18 protein-coding genes are annotated in these 16,924 nt (G+C 71.3%); 7 read left to right on the forward strand and 11 right to left on the reverse strand.

The features are described from left to right. Positions 1-524: 524 nt before the first annotated feature. Positions 525-1,166, reverse strand: a complete 642-nt coding sequence (locus ACSMX9_RS04225; RefSeq protein WP_445400073.1) for a DNA-3-methyladenine glycosylase — start codon at positions 1,164-1,166, stop codon at positions 525-527. Between the two features lie 132 nt (positions 1,167-1,298). Between ACSMX9_RS04225 and ACSMX9_RS04230 the strand changes: the two genes are divergently transcribed. From ACSMX9_RS04230 to ACSMX9_RS04240, 3 genes are all read left to right on the forward strand, one after another. Then, a complete protein-coding gene (locus ACSMX9_RS04230) occupies positions 1,299-2,081 on the forward strand; it encodes a sporulation protein (protein WP_366117855.1) in 783 nt (260 codons plus the stop codon). A gap of 66 nt (positions 2,082-2,147) precedes the next feature. Continuing rightward, positions 2,148-2,687, forward strand: a complete 540-nt coding sequence (locus ACSMX9_RS04235; protein WP_445400075.1) for a YbhB/YbcL family Raf kinase inhibitor-like protein — start codon at positions 2,148-2,150, stop codon at positions 2,685-2,687. Between the two features lie 239 nt (positions 2,688-2,926). Then, entirely contained in the window at positions 2,927-3,466 is a 540-nt protein-coding gene (locus tag ACSMX9_RS04240) for an HNH endonuclease (protein WP_445400077.1), read from the forward strand. 72 nt (positions 3,467-3,538) lie between these two features. Here ACSMX9_RS04240 and ACSMX9_RS04245 read toward each other — a convergent pair whose 3' ends face one another. From ACSMX9_RS04245 to ACSMX9_RS04255, 3 genes are all read right to left on the reverse strand, one after another. Continuing rightward, complete coding sequence (locus tag ACSMX9_RS04245) at positions 3,539-4,477, reverse strand: SPFH domain-containing protein (protein WP_351244164.1); 939 nt, start codon at positions 4,475-4,477, stop codon at positions 3,539-3,541. A gap of 178 nt (positions 4,478-4,655) precedes the next feature. Further along, entirely contained in the window at positions 4,656-5,084 is a 429-nt protein-coding gene (locus ACSMX9_RS04250; protein ID WP_351244166.1) for an NfeD family protein, read from the reverse strand. Between the two features lie 153 nt (positions 5,085-5,237). Next, positions 5,238-6,029, reverse strand: coding sequence for an ABC transporter ATP-binding protein (locus tag ACSMX9_RS04255; protein ID WP_351244168.1), 792 nt, complete (start codon positions 6,027-6,029; stop codon positions 5,238-5,240). 118 nt (positions 6,030-6,147) lie between these two features. Here ACSMX9_RS04255 and ACSMX9_RS04260 point away from each other — a divergent pair, with 118 nt between their 5' ends. Next, positions 6,148-6,951: a hypothetical protein gene (locus ACSMX9_RS04260; RefSeq protein WP_445400079.1), complete on the forward strand. Its 804-nt coding sequence runs from the start codon at positions 6,148-6,150 to the stop codon at positions 6,949-6,951. A 15-nt stretch (positions 6,952-6,966) separates the two neighbouring features. On the opposite strand, the gene ACSMX9_RS04265 is transcribed toward ACSMX9_RS04260, so the two are convergent. The 4 genes from ACSMX9_RS04265 to ACSMX9_RS04280 all read right to left on the reverse strand — a co-directional run bounded on the left by ACSMX9_RS04265 (position 6,967) and on the right by ACSMX9_RS04280 (position 9,687). Then, positions 6,967-7,206, reverse strand: coding sequence for a chaplin (locus ACSMX9_RS04265; RefSeq protein ID WP_351244172.1), 240 nt, complete (start codon positions 7,204-7,206; stop codon positions 6,967-6,969). A gap of 228 nt (positions 7,207-7,434) precedes the next feature. After that, a complete protein-coding gene (locus ACSMX9_RS04270; protein ID WP_351244174.1) occupies positions 7,435-7,677 on the reverse strand; it encodes a chaplin family protein in 243 nt (80 codons plus the stop codon). Positions 7,678-7,904: 227 nt separating this feature from the next. Next, complete coding sequence (locus ACSMX9_RS04275; RefSeq protein WP_351244176.1) at positions 7,905-8,549, reverse strand: response regulator transcription factor; 645 nt, start codon at positions 8,547-8,549, stop codon at positions 7,905-7,907. Then, the gene (locus ACSMX9_RS04280; RefSeq protein WP_445400081.1) at positions 8,542-9,687 is read right to left on the reverse strand and encodes a GAF domain-containing sensor histidine kinase; all 1,146 of its coding nucleotides are present in this window, start codon (positions 9,685-9,687) and stop codon (positions 8,542-8,544) included. The genes ACSMX9_RS04275 and ACSMX9_RS04280 overlap by 8 nt, the downstream gene beginning before the upstream one ends. 258 nt (positions 9,688-9,945) lie before the next feature. Here ACSMX9_RS04280 and ACSMX9_RS04285 point away from each other — a divergent pair, with 258 nt between their 5' ends. Beyond that, entirely contained in the window at positions 9,946-10,650 is a 705-nt protein-coding gene (locus ACSMX9_RS04285) for an SDR family NAD(P)-dependent oxidoreductase (protein ID WP_351244180.1), read from the forward strand. 488 nt (positions 10,651-11,138) lie between these two features. Then, positions 11,139-11,909, forward strand: coding sequence for a transglycosylase SLT domain-containing protein (locus ACSMX9_RS04290; RefSeq protein ID WP_445400083.1), 771 nt, complete (start codon positions 11,139-11,141; stop codon positions 11,907-11,909). 102 nt (positions 11,910-12,011) lie between these two features. On the opposite strand, the gene ACSMX9_RS04295 is transcribed toward ACSMX9_RS04290, so the two are convergent. Next, the gene (locus tag ACSMX9_RS04295) at positions 12,012-14,474 is read right to left on the reverse strand and encodes an FHA domain-containing protein (protein WP_445400085.1); all 2,463 of its coding nucleotides are present in this window, start codon (positions 14,472-14,474) and stop codon (positions 12,012-12,014) included. Positions 14,475-14,820: 346 nt separating this feature from the next. Between ACSMX9_RS04295 and serB the strand changes: the two genes are divergently transcribed. After that, the gene (serB, locus tag ACSMX9_RS04300; RefSeq protein ID WP_445400087.1) at positions 14,821-16,029 is read left to right on the forward strand and encodes a phosphoserine phosphatase SerB; all 1,209 of its coding nucleotides are present in this window, start codon (positions 14,821-14,823) and stop codon (positions 16,027-16,029) included. 55 nt (positions 16,030-16,084) lie between these two features. Here serB and ACSMX9_RS04305 read toward each other — a convergent pair whose 3' ends face one another. Beyond that, entirely contained in the window at positions 16,085-16,609 is a 525-nt protein-coding gene (locus ACSMX9_RS04305) for a SixA phosphatase family protein (RefSeq protein ID WP_445400089.1), read from the reverse strand. A gap of 93 nt (positions 16,610-16,702) precedes the next feature. Next, the gene (locus tag ACSMX9_RS04310) at positions 16,703-16,921 is read right to left on the reverse strand and encodes a hypothetical protein (RefSeq protein ID WP_351244190.1); all 219 of its coding nucleotides are present in this window, start codon (positions 16,919-16,921) and stop codon (positions 16,703-16,705) included. Between the last annotated feature and the right edge of the window lie 3 nt (positions 16,922-16,924).

Here is a 16,924-nt window from a genome sequence, read left to right on the forward strand (position 1 = left end):
TGTATTTCAAAGGAACCTCATCACCAGACCATGACGGTCACAGTGACGGGGTATCAACATATCTGGCGTTGACTTTTGGCACGCTGTTGAGTTCTCAAGGAACGGACGCTTCCTTCGTACTCACCCCCACCATCCGGTGCAGGCTTTCCTCCGGGCGCTTCCCTTCGGTGTTCCCGACTCTATCAGACCGTTTCCCGACCCGATTTCCTCGGCGCTTTCCCGGAGAGCGATTCGCTCGCTTTCCTTTCCAGCAGTTCCGACTCTATCAGATCCTTTTCGGCGTCCGACCCCCAGTCAGCGGGGTTCCTGCTTTCATCTCCGAGCCTTTCGGCTTTTCGATGTCCACTACGTTAACCGACTTCCCTGAAGGCACATAATCGAGCTCACAGGTTCGAAAATCGACATGCCGAAAAAGGGCCCTCGCGGGCTCGTTGTCGGTAGTGGTGGGCCGCCTCCGGACGGTGACTGAAACGTCGACCGGCGCAAAGCGGCTTCAGCTACGTTACGGACCGGCCGGAGGGGAGTCAAGCTCGGCGGGCGCGGGGGGCGTGGGCCCGGTAGGGGCTGACCGTGGGGTCACCGTCGATCCAGAAGCGCCAGGGGTGCGCTCCGCCCGGGCCGGACACTCCGGTCCGGGGGCCGGTGCGCACCTGGTCGGGCTGGACGGGAGTGCCGTGCAACACCGCAAGGGCGGTGGCGGGACCACCGCAGGCGTCGGCTCCGTCGAGGGTCCGGTCGACGTCCAGGGCGGTCGCCAGACGCGCCGGCCCTTTGGCCAGTTCCTTGTCGCTTCGGGCCGAGAGTCGCCGTTTGCGAGCCAGCTCCGTGCCTTCGGTGATCTGTCCCGCGCGGAGGAGCACCCCGCTCGCGAAGCCCTCGGGGCCGCACACGAGGTTCATGCAGTGCCACATGCCGTAGGTGAAGTACACGTACACATGGCCGGGCGGGCCGAACATCACGGCGTTCCGGGCGGTGAGGCCGCGGTAGGCGTGGGAACCGGGGTCGATGGTCCCCGCGTACGCCTCGACCTCGGTGAGCCGGAGCACGATCGGACCGGCGGGCGAGTTCCGCACCAGCAGGCGACCGAGCAGGTCGGGGGCGACCTCCAGCACGGGGCGGTCGAAGAAGTCCCGGGGCAAAGGCATACGGTCGGGGGGTTCGGTCATGCGCTCCGAGCGTAGTGCAGTGATCGTGCGGCGGGAGCGGGCCGGGGCGAACCCCGGAACCGACTCCGGTCGGCACGCGTTCCTATGGGGCGAGGATCAACCAGCACAGGCTCTGGGCCTGGAGGGAGAGTCATGGGGTTCAAGAAGCTGCTCGCGAGCCTGGGGGCCGGCGGCGCCTCGGTCGAGACGGTGCTCAACGAGGTGAACGTGGTTCCCGGCGGGGTGGTGCAGGGCGAGGTCCGCATCCAGGGCGGTTCGGTGAACCAGAAGATCGAGGCGCTCTCGGTCGGGTTGCAGGCCAAGGTCGAGGTGGAGAGCGGGGACCAGGAGTACCACCAGGACATCGAGTTCACCAAGCAGCGGCTCGGCGGGGCCTTCGAGCTCCAGGCCGGTGCGGTGCACGCGGTCCAGTTCGGGTTGGAGATCCCGTGGGAGACCCCGATCACCCACTTCGCCGGTCAGCACCTGCGCGGAATGAACATCGGGGTGTCGACGGAGCTGGAGATCGCGCGCGCGGTCGATTCCGGTGACCTGGACCCGATCAACGTGCACCCGCTGCCCGCGCAGCAGGCGATCCTGGACGCGTTCGCAGAGCTCGGGTTCCGTTTCAAGAACGCCGACATGGAACGGGGACACATCCGCGGTACCCGGCAGCAGCTACCGTTCTACCAGGAGATCGAGTTCCTTCCGCCGCAGCAGTACCACGGGCTGCACCAGGTGGAGCTGAGCTTCGTCGCGGACGGCGTCGGGATGGACGTCATCCTGGAGATGGACAAGAAGCCGGGCCTGTTCCGCGAGGGCGGTGACAGCTACCGGGCCTTCAAGGTGGGGCTGAACGACTTCCGGGAGACGAACTGGACCGCGTACCTCAACCAGTGGCTGTCGGAGGTCGGCGGAAAGCGCAACTGGTTCTAGGCTCGGCGCCGGAATCGCTTCGCCGTCCACGCACGCGCAACGCGCGCAGAACGCAGGAGGTATCAGGTGACCGAGGTGTCAAGGCCGCCGCTCCCCCATGACTTCCATCCGCAGGTGCCCTCGTTCACGGTGGTGAGCGAGGACGTCGCCCCGGGCGGAGTGTTGAAGGACGCCCAGGTGTACGCGGCGGGGAACACGTCGCCGCAGCTGCGGTGGGAAGGGTTCCCGGAGGAGACCGGGAGCTTCGCCGTGACCTGCTTCGACCCGGACGCGCCGACCGGCAGCGGCTTCTGGCACTGGACGGTGTTCGACATCCCCGCCTCGGTCACCGAGCTGCCAGCGGGTGCCGGGAGCGGTTCGTTCGTCGGTCTGCCGCAGGGTGCCGTGCACGTGCGGAACGACTACGGGACGAAGGACTTCGGCGGTGCGGCCCCGCCGGCCGGCGACCCGGCGCACCGGTACGTGTTCACCGTCTACGCGGTGGACCGGGAGCGGCTCGGGCCGGACGGCGATGCCAGTCCGGCCGTGATCGGCTTCAACCTGCGGTTCCACACCCTGGCGCGCGCCCAACTGATCGGTGAGTACGCGGCTCCCGCCGCGGATTGAGGTCCTCGGACCGCTTCGCTGAACTCGCCGTTCGCCGGACGTTTGCCCGTCCCTGGTCTTGGAAGTGATCAGGGGCGGGCGTTTTCGTGTGCGCGTTCCGATGGGGCGGTGCCGGGGTCCGCTGGTGTGCAGCAGTCCCGGGTGCCCGCGGATATTGCGTTGTTCATCTCTTCGGGCCCGGCCAGAGTGGGTGCCGGCCCGCCAGGGGGTGGGCCGGCCCGTACGGGAGGTGGGCGGAAATGCGTGACACCTTGGTCCTCAACGCGAGTTTCGAACCGCTGTCGACGGTGACTCTGCACCGAGCTGTGGTCCTGGTGCTCCAGGACAAGGCGGTCGTCGAGCAGACCCACCCCGAGATGTGGCTGCGGGCGGCGGCGGTGGAGTTGCCGGCGCCCCGGGTGATCCGGTTGTGCCGGTACGTGCGGGTGCCGTTCCGAAGACGTGCTCCGTGGTCACGGCGGGGGGTGTTGGTGAGGGACCGGCACCGGTGTGCGTACTGCGGGCGGCGGGCGACGACGGTGGACCATCTGGTGCCCCGGTCGCGCGGGGGCTCGGACTCCTGGTTGAACACGGTCGCGGCCTGCGCGGAGGACAACCACCACAAGGCCGACCGGACGCCCGAGCAGGCCGGGATGTCCTTGTTGCGACAGCCCTTCGAGCCGAGCCCCGCGGACGCGATGTTGCTGGCGCTGGGGCTCGACGGGGGGAGCCTGCCGGGATGGCTCTCCGGAGGTCCGCCCGGAGTCGGGCGGCGGCTGGACCCGGAGGCCGCCGCGTAGGCGACCCGGACGTGTGTGGCCCGGCACCCTGGGGGTGCCGGGCCACACACGTCCGGGTGCGCTTGCCGCCGGTCAGTCGAGGGGCGGGTTCTCGCGCCGTTCGGGGGAGGGGATCTTGGGCATGGCGGGGGCAGGGGCTCCGCCCAGGTTGCCGAAGGCCCCGGAGAGACCCTTCAACGCGTCGCCGATCTCGCTGGGCACGATCCAGAGCTTGTTGGCGTCGCCCTCGGCGATCTTCGGGAGCATCTGGAGGTACTGGTAGGAGAGGAGCTTCTGGTCCGGGTCGCCCGCGTGGATGGACTCGAAGACGGTGCGGATCGCCTGGGCCTCGCCCTCCGCGCGCAGGGCCGCGGCCTTGGCTTCGCCCTCCGCGCGCAGGATCGCGGACTGCTTCTCGCCCTCCGCGGTGAGGATCTGCGACTGGCGGATGCCCTCGGCGGTGAGGATGGCGGCGCGCTTGTCGCGGTCGGCGCGCATCTGCTTCTCCATCGAGTCCTGGATGGAGGTGGGCGGTTCGATGGCCTTGAGCTCGACGCGGTTGACGCGGATGCCCCACTTGCCGGTGGCCTCGTCGAGGACGCCGCGCAGTGCGGTGTTGATGTCCTCGCGGGAGGTCAGGGTGCGCTCCAGGTCCATGCCGCCGATGATGTTGCGCAGCGTGGTGACGGTGAGCTGCTCGATGGCCTGGATGTAGCTGGCGACCTCGTAGGTGGCGGCCCGGGCGTCGGTGACCTGGTAGTAGATCACGGTGTCGATGTTGACGACGAGGTTGTCCTGGGTGATCACCGGCTGCGGCGGGAACGGCACGACCTGTTCGCGCAGGTCGACGCGGTTGCGGATGGAGTCGATGAACGGGACGACGATGTTGAGGCCCGCGTTGAGGGTGCGGGTGTAACGGCCGAAGCGCTCGACGATGGCCGCGCTGGCCTGTGGAATGACCTGGACGGTCTTGATCAGGGCGATGAAGACCAGCACCACCAGAATGATCAGGACGATGACGATCGGTCCCATCGTGGTTCCCCGTACCCTTCTTGCCTCGGTGTCCGGACGATCGGCGGATCGTCGGCCTACGTGAAGATCTTGAGTCTGTCAGAACGTCGGCTGGTCCGGGGGATGTTCCGGCCACCCGTGAGCGGTGCCCGGCCCGGCGGCGTACCGGGCTCGGGGTCGGCGTGCGGGCGTCGGGCGCTCAGATCACCACGGCGGTGGCGCCGTCGATCTCCACCACGTCGACCTGTTCGCCCGCCTCGTAGGAGCGGCCCGGGTCGAGCGCGCGGGCGGACCAGACCTCCCCGGCGAGCTTGATGCGACCCCCCTCTCCGTCGACCCGCTCGGTCACGGTCGCCTGACGGCCCTTCAGCGCGTCGACGCCCGTGGCCGTCGAGGGGAGCTGCGCGCGGTGCCGGGCCGCGATGGGCCGCACCACGGCGAGGAGAGCCACCGACACCACGACGAAGACGAGGACCTGGAGGACGACGCCTCCGCCGAGCGCCGCCGTCACCGCACCCGCGAGCGCACCGACGGCGAACATGCCGAACTCCGGCATCGCCGTCATCACGAGCGGAATCCCCAGCGCCACCGCGCCGATCAGCCACCACACCCATGCATCGATGTCCACACCGTCATGGTAGGACCGCGACGGGTGTTGCGGCAGGTCCCCTAACCGGGCAGATCGGGCAATCGCCGGTGGCGGTGCGGGAGTTCGCCGGTCCGGGCGCCCCGACCGGGTGACGGAAGGGGCGGGGGTGACGGACGGGGCCGGTGGGACTGGTCAGCTCAGTGGAAGGCCGTGGGCGGTCCAGCGGTCTCCCCGCTGCTCGACGACGAGGGGGAGGCCGAAGCAGTGCGACAGGTTGCGGGAGGAGAGCTCCAGCTCGATCGGGCCGGCGGCCATCACCCGGCCCTGGCGGATCATCAGCACGTGCGTGAAGCCGGGAGCGATCTCCTCGACATGGTGGGTGACCATGATCATCGACGGGGCGATGGGGTCGCGGGCCAGTCGGCCGAGCCGGCGCACCAGGTCTTCCCGGCCGCCGAGGTCGAGACCGGCCGCGGGCTCGTCCAGCAGGAGGAGTTCGGGGTCGGTCATCAGGGCGCGGGCGATCATGGTCCGCTTACGCTCGCCCTCGGAGAGGGTGCCGAACCGGCGGTCGAGGTAGTCGCTCATGCCGAGCCGGTCGAGGAAGGCGCGGGCGCGCTGCTCGTCGACGTCCTCGTAGTCCTCGTGCCAGCCGGCGGTCATGCCGTAGGCGGCGGTGAGCACGGTCTGGAGGACCGTCTGACGCTTGGGGAGCTTCTCCGCCATGGCGATGCCGGCGACGCCGATGCGGGGGCGGAGGTCGAAGACGTCGACCTTGCCGAGCCGGTCGCCGAGGATGGTGGCGGTGCCCTTGCTCGGGAAGAGGTAGCTCGAGGCGACGTTCAGGAGGGTGGTCTTGCCGGCGCCGTTGGGGCCCAGGATGACCCAGCGCTCCCCTTCCTTGACGGACCAGGAGACCTGGTCAACCAGTGCCCGGCCCTCGCGGACCACGGATACGTCCACCAGTTCCAGTACATCGCTCATGACCGCGTTGTCTCCTGTGTAGTTCGGCTGTCGCTTGCGTCGGTGAACGCAGCCCCGGATAAAACCTACGCCACCCGTCGGGCACGCCGTGCTCGTGGTCGGTCCTTATCGTGGTCGCATGCTTGCGGAACCACGCTCTGGACGGTTGGCAGCCTGGGGAAACGCCCTTTTGGCTGGTTTTGTCGCACCTGATGATGCGGTGCAGGCGGTGGTCGGAGAGGACTCCGTGCACCGGGTGGAGGGGGTTCCCGGGGAGCCCGGGCCGATCGGGCTGACCCTGGCGCTCGGCCGGCTGCGGGCGCTCGGGGTGACCGGACTACGGGTGGCCCTGCCGGTGCCGGGACACCCGTTGGGGCTCAGCGGGCCGGCGGAGTTCAACACCGCCGCGTTGGCGGCCGGCGAGGCGGTGCTCTGCCGGGGGGCCGCGCTGGGCCTCGTGCCGGAGGTCGTCGAGGCGGGGCCGCGCGGGGACGTGCACGTGGAGGTGGTGTGGCGGTGCGCGCCGGTCCGGGAGGCACCGCCCGCGGACGTGCCCTCGCTGTCGGAGGCCGAGCGGGAGTTGGCGGAGGCCCTGCGGGAGGCGACGGCCCTGCTCTCCCGGCTGGACCTGGCGGGCTCGGGGCCCGTGGCGCAGGCGGCGGCGGACGCCTACCGGGTGCGGGCGGAGGGGGGCCGCGAGCTGTTGGCCCCCGGCTACCCCCCGCGCGCGGTGCGGGTGTTGGAGCTGGCGCAGCGGGTGGGGCTGCTGGTGTCGGTGGCGGACGAGTACGCGTCCGAGCACCGGACCGGGGGCGCGGTCAGCGCCGCTGAGTTGGCCGCACGGTCCGGGGCGTTGCGACCGGTGGAGCGAACGGCGCGGCGGGCGCAGGTGGCGGCGTACAACGCGTACGTGGAGGCCGGGGAGGGGAACGGGAACCGCTGAGGGCGGGCACGGCGGTCAGCCGTTGACGCCGGTGTTGCCGAACGCCGGGTTCAGCAGCCCGATGACGTTGATGGTGTTGCCGACCACGTTCACCGGAACGTGAACCGGGACCTGGACGACGTTGCCGGACAGCACGCCCGGGGAGCCGATGGCGGCACCCTCGGCACCCGCGCTGGCGACGGCGGCACCGGCCGAGGCGCCGGCGGCGACACCGGCGGCGGCGACGACGAGGGCGGCCTTCTTCGCGATCTTCATGGGATGTTCCTCCTGGGTGAGCGTAGCGACCCGGCCGCGGGTCGCACGCTGAGAACGTGCGCCCCCGAGGGACGACACGGGAGCGGCTCCCGATCGGCCCGATCGGAGCAATGGGCACATGGTCGGATCGTCGGACCGGTGCGGGCCGGACGTGCTGCGACCGCTCGGCGGGGGCGCGGAACCGCCGCGCCCCCGCCGGTCGGGGGACGGCGTGGCCCCCGCGGGTGCTCAGTGGTTGATGCCGGTGTTGCCGAAGGCCGGGTTGAGCAGTCCGATGACGTTCACGGTGTTGCCGACCACGTTCACCGGAACGTCCACCGGGACCTGGACGACGTTGCCGGAGGCGACGCCCGGGGAGAACGCCGCCGCGCCCTCGGCGTGCGCGCCGGTGGCGGAGGCCAGGCCGCCGCCGGCGACCACCAGTCCGCCGGCCGCCATCGTCACGGCCGCGACGCGCTTCAGGTTCATCACGTTTCGTTCCTCCTCGATCCGCCGCGGCCGTGCGCCGCGGCGGTATCCGGGTGAACGGGCGCGGAGACCCCGGGGATACGCCGTTCGAGTGACGTCCACCCGACCGTATGAATCTCATCCCGGAGGGGAACCGGCATCGAGCGCCTTGACGGGCGCGCGCCGGAGCGCGCCCCCCGGACGAGTGAGGAGGAGGGGGCCTGGTCAGCGGGGCCGCCCGGGCGGCCCGGTCAGCCGGTCGCCTCGTGGCGCACGGCCCACAGGGCGGCTTGGGTGCGGTCGGCGAGGTCGAGCTTCATGAGGATGTTCGAGACGTGGGTCTTGACCGTCTTCTCGGAGAGGACGAGGGCCCGGGCGATCTCCCGGTTGGACCGGCCGTCCGCGATCAGGGCGAGCACCTCCCGCTCCCGTTCGGTCAGGGAACCCGCGCGGCCCTGGCCCTGACCGCCGCCGTCCTGGCTGAGCAGCGCGTCGGCGACCTCGGGCTGGAGGAGGACGTGTCCGGCGTGGACCGAGCGGATGGCCCCGGCGAGCGCCTCCGGATCGACGTCCTTGTACACGTAGCCGGCGGCCCCTGCCTTGAGGGCGGGGACCACCGTGCGCTGTTCGGTGAAGCTGGTGACGATCAGCACCCTGGCCGGGTTGCCCAGTTCGCGCAGCCGGCGCAGGGCCGCCACCCCGTCCATGCCCGGCATCTTGACGTCCATCAGGACGACGTCGGGGCCCAGTTCCTCGGCCCGGGCGACCCCTTCGGCGCCGTCGGCCGCCTCCCCGACGACCTCGATGTCCCCCTGGACCTCCAGGAAGGTGCGCAGCCCGCGGCGGACCACCTGGTGGTCGTCCACGAGGAGCACGCGGATGTTCTTGTCAGCCACCGGGGACCTCCATCTGGATCGTGGTGCCCTGGCCGGGCTCCGATGTCACGGTCAGCGTGCCGCCGACGCCGTCCGCGCGGTCCCGCATGGACACCAGCCCCAGGTGGCGCCCGGCGTGCCGGACCGCCTCGGGGTCGAAGCCCGCGCCGTCGTCGGTGATGCGCAGGACGGCGCCCCGGCCGTGGGGTTCGAGGAGGACGTCCACCCGCTCGGCCCCCGAGTGGCGCAGGGCGTTGTGCAGGGCCTCCTGGGCGACCCGGAGCACGGCCTCCTCCTGGGTGGCGGGCAGTGCGCAGGCGAGGTGGCCCCGGTAGGCGACGCGGGCGGAGTGCACCCGGTCCAGGACCTGGACGTGGGTGCGCAGGGTGGCCACCAGGCCGTCCTCGTCGAGGGCGGCGGGGCGCAGCTCGACCACGGCGGCGCGCAGTTCGTCGGCGGCCTCGGCCGCGAGTGCGGCCACCTGGTTCAGCGCGTCCTTGGCCCGGGCCGTGTCGCGGTCGACCAGGGCGGTGGCGGCCTGGGCGGTCAGGCGCAGCGAGAACAGCTTCTGGCTGACGGCGTCGTGCAGCTCGTGGGCGAGCCGGGAACGTTCCTCGGCGATGGTCAGCTCCCGGCTGCGTTCGTAGAGGCGGGCGTTGGTCAGGGCGATCGCCGCGTGTTGGGCGAGGATCGCGAGGAGGTCCTCGTCCTCTTCGGTGAAGCCGCAGCCGCCGTCCGGGGCCGGGTGGTTCTTGTTGGCGAGGAAGAGCGCGCCGATGATCTCGTCGCCGTCCCGGATCGGCATGCCGAGGAAGTCGGACATCTCGGGGTGGGCGGCGGGCCAGCCCTCGAAGCGGGGGTCCATCCGGACGTCGGCGAGGCGCTCGGTGCCGGCGTCCTTGAGCATGGCCGCGAGGATGCCGTGCTGGCGGGGCAGGGGGCCGATGGCGCGCCACTGCTCGTCGCTGATGCCGTCGACCACGAACTGGGCGAACCCTCCGTGGTCGTCGGGCACGCCGAGGGCCGCGTACTGGGCGTCGAGCAGTTCCCGGGCGGAGACCACGATCGTCTTGAGGACGTCGCGCACCTCCAGGTGCCTGCTCATGGCCAGCAGCGCGGAACTGACCGCGGAGAGGCCGGAGCCCGGGCCTTGACTCATGTGTTCACCGTACCGGCGGGGGTGGCGGCTCGGATCGGACGGCGGACGTCGTGGGGGTAGGGCGCGGGGCCTAGGTCCAAGGGGGCGCGGGAATCCGGGCCGACGTCCGAGGCGGGGGCGGGGGCGGGCTCCTACCGTGGAACCGCGGACCGGCGCCCCGGTGACCAGGTGCCCGGGCGTCGGGCCGCGCGGGCGGGGCGGAAGAGACGGCAGGGCGCGGCGGGACACCGCGGCGCCGGAACGAGGGGAGCCGGACGCATGCCGGTGGCGATCGTCACGGGGGCTTCTAAGGGGTTGGGGCGGGCCCTGGCACTGGCGCTGGCGCGCCGGGGCTGGGACCTGGTGCTGGACGCCCGGACGGCCGGGGTGCTGGAGCGGACCGCACAGGACGTGCGCACCCACGGCACCCGGGTGGTGGCGCTGCCCGGCGACGTGACGGATCCGGCGCACCGCGGGGAGCTGGTGGCGGCGGCCCGCGGGCTGGGCGGCCTGGACCTGTTGGTGAGCAATGCGAGCGTGCTCGGGGCGGAGCCGCTGGTGCGGTTGGAGGCGCAGCCCTTGGCGGGGCTGCGGCACGCGCTGGAGGTGAACGTGGTGGCGGCCCTGGGCCTGGTGCAGGAGGCGCTGCCGCTGTTGCGGCTGGCCCCGGCGGGTTCGGTGATCGTGCTGAGTTCCGAGGCGGCGGCCGAGGCGTACGAGACGTGGGGCGGGTACGGGGCGTCCAAGGCGGCGCTGGACCAGGTGGCGGCGGTGCTGGCGGTGGAGGAGCCGGGGCTGCGGGTGTGGGCGGTGGACCCGGGCGACATGCGGACGGACCTGTACCGGGCGGCGGAGCCGACGGCGGACGAGTCGGGGCGTCCGTTGCCGGAGCGGGTGGTGCCGGCGTTCCTGCGGTTGCTGGACCGGCGGGCGCCCAGCGGGCGCTACGACGCCCCGTCCTTGGTGGACCCCCTGACCCGTTGAGGGTGCCGCTTCGCCGGGCACCGGGCCGGCCCCGGGTCGCGGGATCGTGCCGGCCGGTGCACCGCGCGCGCGTCGGTGTATACGAGGGCCGGGCCGGTGCGGGTGCCGGGTGGGAGCGCCCGAGGCGACCGCAGGGCGCACCGCGGGACCCCTTCGACTCACCGTGAGCGTTGCTTCAGCAACATTCGGTGAGATTCGCGGGTGAGCGGTGTGAGCCCCGGCATAGGACGCACATCACGTACGACGCTCCTTAGTGGGTTCATCGTCCGCTTACGAGCGGGGTGGATGACGGATTCGAGCGATTCGCCCACCCCCCTGATCCACTAGCCGGCTTCGTAGGTCACATGATTGCCAGCGAATTTTGCGACAGCTAAGAATGGCTGCCGTCGCTCAGCGCCGCGGGAGTTTGCCCGCGGCGTTCGTGTCGGAAACACCAGTCCCTGCCGGGCCATGGGCGACTCCCGCTACACGGAGAGGTCCCCACAGCCATGTCGAAGAACAGCTCTGCCTCCGGAAGCCGTCGTACGACGTTGACCCGGGCCCACAAGTTCTCCATCGCCGGTGTCGCGACCCTCGGTGCGGCGGCGCTCGCGCTGTCGCTGGTTCCCGCGGACGCCTCCGACTCCCCCGTGACCGAGGCCGCCCCCGCGGCCTTCCAGAGCAAGAAGATCGAGGACGTCCGGGCGGACGTCACCGACCAGAAGGCCGCGGCCGACCAGAAGGCCCGGGCCGCCGCCGAGCGCATCGAGGCCCAGCGGGCCGCCGAGGCGAAGCAGGCAGCCGGCGCCAAGGCGAGCGCCGACCGGGCGCAGCGCGCCGCCGAGGCCAAGAAGGCGGTGGAGGCCGCGAAGGCGAAGCAGGCCGCCGAGTCCGCCGCCGAGCGCTCCCGTCAGCAGCCGAGCTCGGCCAGCCGTGCGTCCGCCCGGACCGTGGTGTACGCCAACAACCTGGACGGGTGGATCCGCGAGTCGCTCGACGTCATGAAGAAGAACGGCATTCCGGGCAGCTACAACGGTCTGTACCGCAACATCATGCGGGAATCGAGCGGCAACCCCCGGGCGATCAACCTGTGGGACATCAACGCCCGCAACGGCATCCCCTCCAAGGGTCTGCTCCAGGTGATCCCGCCGACCTTCAGCGCGTACCACGTCACGGGCACGCCGTTCGACATCTACCACCCGGTCTCGAACATCACGGCCGCCGCCAACTACGCGGCCGACCGGTACGGCTCGATCGACAACGTCTTCGGCGCCTACTGACCCCGATGCTCCGCGGGCCGTCGTGCCCGGGCGACGACGAGGGCGGCACCCGCACTGGTGCCGCCCTCGTCGTCGCTGCGTGCCCCGGTGCGGGGCTCCGGGTCACTTGCTGCGCATGACCTCGGGTTCGTGGCGGCGCAGGAAGCGGGAGACCAGGAAGCCGCACAGGGCGCCGAGCGCGAGCAGGGCGCCCATGTCGAGCAGCCAGGTGCCCGCGTCGTGGTCCCACAGCGGGTCGGTGTTGCCGGGGTCGTCGGTGCTGGGGTTGACCCGGTTGAAGTCGAGGGTCGCGCCCGCCGCGGCGACCGCCCAGCGCGAGGGCATCAGGTAGGACAGCTCGTTGACGCCGACGCTGCCGTTCAGGGTGAACAGACAGCCGGTGAAGACGACCTGGATGATCGCGAACATCACCAGCAGCGGCATGGTCTTCTCGGCGGTCTTGACCAGCGCGGAGATGATCAGGCCGAACATCATCGAGGTGAAGCCGAGCGCCATGATCGGCAGGCAGAGCTCCAGCAGGGTCAGCCCGCCGAGGACGACGCCCTCCTCGGGGACGTCCCGCATGGTGAAGCCGATGCCGCCGACGATCGCGCCCTGGAGGACGGTGATCATGCCCAGCACGATGACCTTGGACATCAGGTACGCGGAGCGGGAGAGGCCGGTGGCGCGTTCCCGTTCGTAGATGACCCGTTCCTTGATCAGCTCGCGCACGGAGTTGGCGGCGCCCGCGAAGCAGGCGCCCACGGCGAGGATCAGCAGGACCGTGGCCGCGGTGCCGTTGGGCACCGGGCGGCCGTCCGGTGCCGGCGGATTGGGCAACAGCCCCTGGTCGCTGTTGATCAGCAGGCTGACGACGCCGAGGACCGCCGGGAGCACCAGCATCAGGGCCATGAAGCCCTTGTCGGAGGCGATCACCGACAGGTAGCGGCGGACCAGGGTCAGCAGCTGGGAGCCCCAGCTCTGCGGCTTGGGCTGGCGCACCGACTGCGGGGACGGCACCTGCACCGACTGCGGGGCGACCGCATCGATGTCGGCCGCGTACATCTGGTAGTGCTGCGAGCCCTTCCAGCGGCCGGCCCAGTCGTAGTCGCGGTAGTTCTCGAAGGCGGAGAAGACGTCGGCCCAGGTCTCGTAGCCGAAGAAGTTCAGGGCCTCCTCGGGCGGACCGAAGTAGGCGACGGCCCCGCCGGGGGCCATCACCAGCAGCTTGTCGCAGAGCGCCAGCTCGGCCACCGAGTGGGTGACCACCAGGACCGTGCGACCGTCGTCGGCGAGGCCGCGCAGCAACTGCATGACGTCCCGGTCCATGCCCGGGTCGAGGCCCGAGGTGGGCTCGTCCAGGAAGATCAGCGAGGGCTTGGTCAACAGCTCCAGGGCGACCGAGACCCGCTTGCGCTGGCCGCCGGAGAGGGAGGTGACCTTCTTGTCCTTGTGGATGTCGAGCTTCAGCTCGCGCAGCACCTCGCCGATGCGCTGCTCGCGCTCCTGCTCGCTGGTGTCGGCGGGGAAGCGCAGCTTGGCCGCGTAGCGCAGCGCCTTCCGGACGGTCAGCTCCTTGTGCAGGATGTCGTCCTGCGGGACCAGGCCGATGCGCTGGCGCAGCTCGGCGAACTGCTTGTAGAGGTTCCGGTTGTCGTACAGCACGTCGCCGCGGTCGGCCGGGCGGTAGCCGGTGAGGGCCTTGAGCAGGGTCGACTTGCCGGAGCCGGAGGGGCCGATCACCGCGACCAGGGACTTCTCGGGGACGCCGAAGGAGACGTCCTTGAGGATCTGCTTGCCGCCGTCGACGGTGACGGTCAGGTGGCGGGCCGAGAAGGACACCTCACCGGTGTCGACGAACTCCTCCAGCCGGTCGCCGACCAGCCGGAACGTCGAGTGACCGACACCGATGATGTCCGTGGGGCCGAGGAGGGCGCTGCCGCCCTTGGCTATCGGCATGCCGTTGACGTAGGTGCCGTTGTGGGAACCGAGGTCCCGGATCTCGAACCGGCCGTCGGGCGTGGCGTGGAACTCCGCGTGGTGGCGGGAGACCTGGAGGTCGGAGACGACCAGTTCGTTCTCCAGCGCACGGCCGATGCGCATGACCCGGCCCAGGGCGAACTGGTGGAACGTGGTGGGGCTGCGGTCCCCGTAGGCCTGGGGCGACTCGGCGCCGCCCGGCCCCGACTGCCGCGGCTCGCTTGCCGCGGGCTGCTGCCAGCCCTGCTCCGGGTGGGCCTGGGGCCGCGGAGCCGCCTGCTGGCCGGCCCAGCCCTGGTGCGGGGAGGCCGCGGCGGCGTCCCGCAGGTCGACCCGGGGGCCGTCCGTCGCGTTGCCGAGGTGCACGGTCGAGCCGGGCCCGAGCTCCATCTGGTGGACGCGGTGCCCCTGCACGAAGGTGCCGTTGGTGCTGCCGTGGTCCTCGACCACCCAGGTCCGTCCGCTCCAGCTGATCGTGGCGTGGCGCCAGGAGACCCTGGCGTCATCGAGCACGATGTCCCCCTGCGGATCGCGTCCGAGGGTCCACGGTCTGGACGGATCGAGCGTCCAGGTCCGTCCGTTCACTTCCAGTACGAGTTCCGGCACTCCATGCCCCACTGCTGTGTCCCCCGATGGTTCCCCCGGCTTGGGGAGTCTAGGGATGTCGAACAATGTGGGGAACTATTCCAGGCCGGGCCCCGGAATCGAAAGTCGGGCCGTGCGAAGGGCTCCGACAGGCCCTCCGGGCAAGGCCGTTGACCGACCGGAACCGGACGGTTCGGGTGTCTCGTCCTCGCTTCTGCCGGATGCTCCCCCGGCCTCGGCCGGCGGGGGCGACGAGGGTGGCAGCGGGGAGGTGCCGACGGGGCGCGCAGACGGGCGCACACCGGATTTGTCCGCCACCCGGACCGCTCGCGCGCCCGTCCTGTGCGCCGGATACCGTGGAAGGACCATGAGCGCTTCGCAGACCTCAGACGATCCCACTCTTCTGGTCAAGATCTTCGGCAAGGACCGCCCCGGTCTCACCGCCGGACTGTTCGACACCCTCGCCGCCTACTCCGTCGACGTGGTCGACATCGAGCAGGTCGTCACCCGTGGCCGCATCACCCTGTGCGCGCTGGTCACCGAGCCCTCGCACGGGCGCGGGGGCGACCTGCGGGCCACCGTCCACGGCTGGGCGGAGTCCATGAAGATGCAGGCCGAGATCATCTCCGGTCACGGCGACAACCGGCCGCGCGGCCTGGGCCGCTCCCACGTGACCGTTCTCGGGCATCCGCTCTCCGCCCGGTCCACGGCCGGGATAGCGGCCCGGATCACCGCGACCGGCGGCAACATCGACCGCATCTTCCGACTCGCCAAGTATCCCGTGACGGCCGTGGAGTTCGCGGTGTCCGGGGTCGCGACGGAGGTGCTGCGCACCGAGTTGGCGACGGCCTCCGCGGCGCTCGACATCGACATCGCCGTGGTGGCGGCGGGCCTGCACCGGCGGGCGCAGCGCCTGGTGGTGATGGACGTCGACTCGACGCTCATCCAGGACGAGGTCATCGAGCTGTTCGCCGCGCACGCCGGCTGCGAGGACCGGGTCGCCGAGGTGACCGCCGCCGCGATGCGCGGGGAACTGGACTTCGAGCAGTCGCTGCACGCCCGGGTGGCGCTGCTCGCCGGGCTGGACGCGTCGGTGGTGGAGAAGGTCCGGGCCGAGGTGCGGTTGACGCCCGGTGCCCGGACCCTGATCCGCACCTTGAAGCGGCTCGGCTACCAGGTGGGGGTGGTCTCGGGCGGGTTCACCCAGGTCACCGACGATCTGAAGGAACGGCTCGGGCTGGACTTCGCGCAGGCCAACACCCTGGAGATCGTGGACGGCAAGCTGACCGGCCGGGTCACCGGGGAGATCGTGGACCGGGCGGGCAAGGCCCGGCTGCTGCGCCGGTTCGCGGCGGAGGCGGGGGTGCCGCTGTCCCAGACGGTGGCGATCGGCGACGGCGCGAACGACCTGGACATGTTGAACGCGGCGGGGCTCGGGGTGGCCTTCAACGCGAAGCCCGTGGTGCGGGAGGCCGCACACACGGCGGTCAACGTGCCCTTCCTCGACACCGTGCTCTACCTCCTGGGGATCTCCCGCGAGGAAGTGGAGGCCGCGGACGAGGGGACCGGCACCTGAGCCCTCCGGTCACGTGTTCCGCCGGGTCCGCGCGGACCCGGCGGAACGGGTGCGGTCAGTGGCTCTCGCCGGGCGCCCAGTAGTCGGTCAGGGTGGCCGCACCGGGTTCCAGGGCCTTCCAGGAGCCGGTGAAGGCGAGGACGGCGAAGGCCGCGGTCACGAAGCCCCGGCGGGCCAGGCGCTCGGCGGCGTCGCCCTCGGCGGCACCGGCCAGGACCTCGGTCACCCCTTGGGCGCCCGGGTTGTGGCCGATCACGATGACGTCGCGCGCCTCGTCCGGTAGCTCGTTGAAGACGGCGATCAGCTCGCCGGGGGTCGCCTCGTAGACGCGCTCCTCGTACACCGTCTTCGGGCGGTGCGGAAGCTCCTGGACGGCGAGCTTCCAGGTCTCCCGGGTGCGGGTCGCGGTGGAGCAGAGGGCCAGGTCCAGTGCGATGCCCGAGTCGGCGAGCCTGCGGCCGGCGACGGGGGCGTCCTTGCGGCCGCGCTCCGCCAGCGGGCGTTCGTGGTCGTTGAGGTCGGGCCAGTCGGCCTTGGCGTGCCGGAATACGACGATCCTGCGGGGTTCTGCGACGCTCATGCCGTCAAGCTTCGCACGAAACCCGGTACGTGGCGCAGGGAGTTGACGACCGCTGTGCGCTGTTCGCGCGAGGGGGCGGTCGGGCCCGTGCGCTCAACGCGTCAGGAGGTGGCGGGCCCGCTCCAGGAGGGGGCCGAGCGAGGGCTCGGCGGTGGCCGCGTGGGCCTCGGCCGGGTTCAGCAGCAGGGTCAGCAGCAGCGCGAAGGCCAGCACCGGCAGGGCCACGGCCCACCAGGGCAACCGGAGTCCGGTGCGGCCGGCGCCTTCGGAGGACGCCGTGCGGGACTGCCGGGGGTGCGGGCGGGCCGACATGAC

This window comes from Streptomyces sp. LE64 (assembly GCF_052606915.1).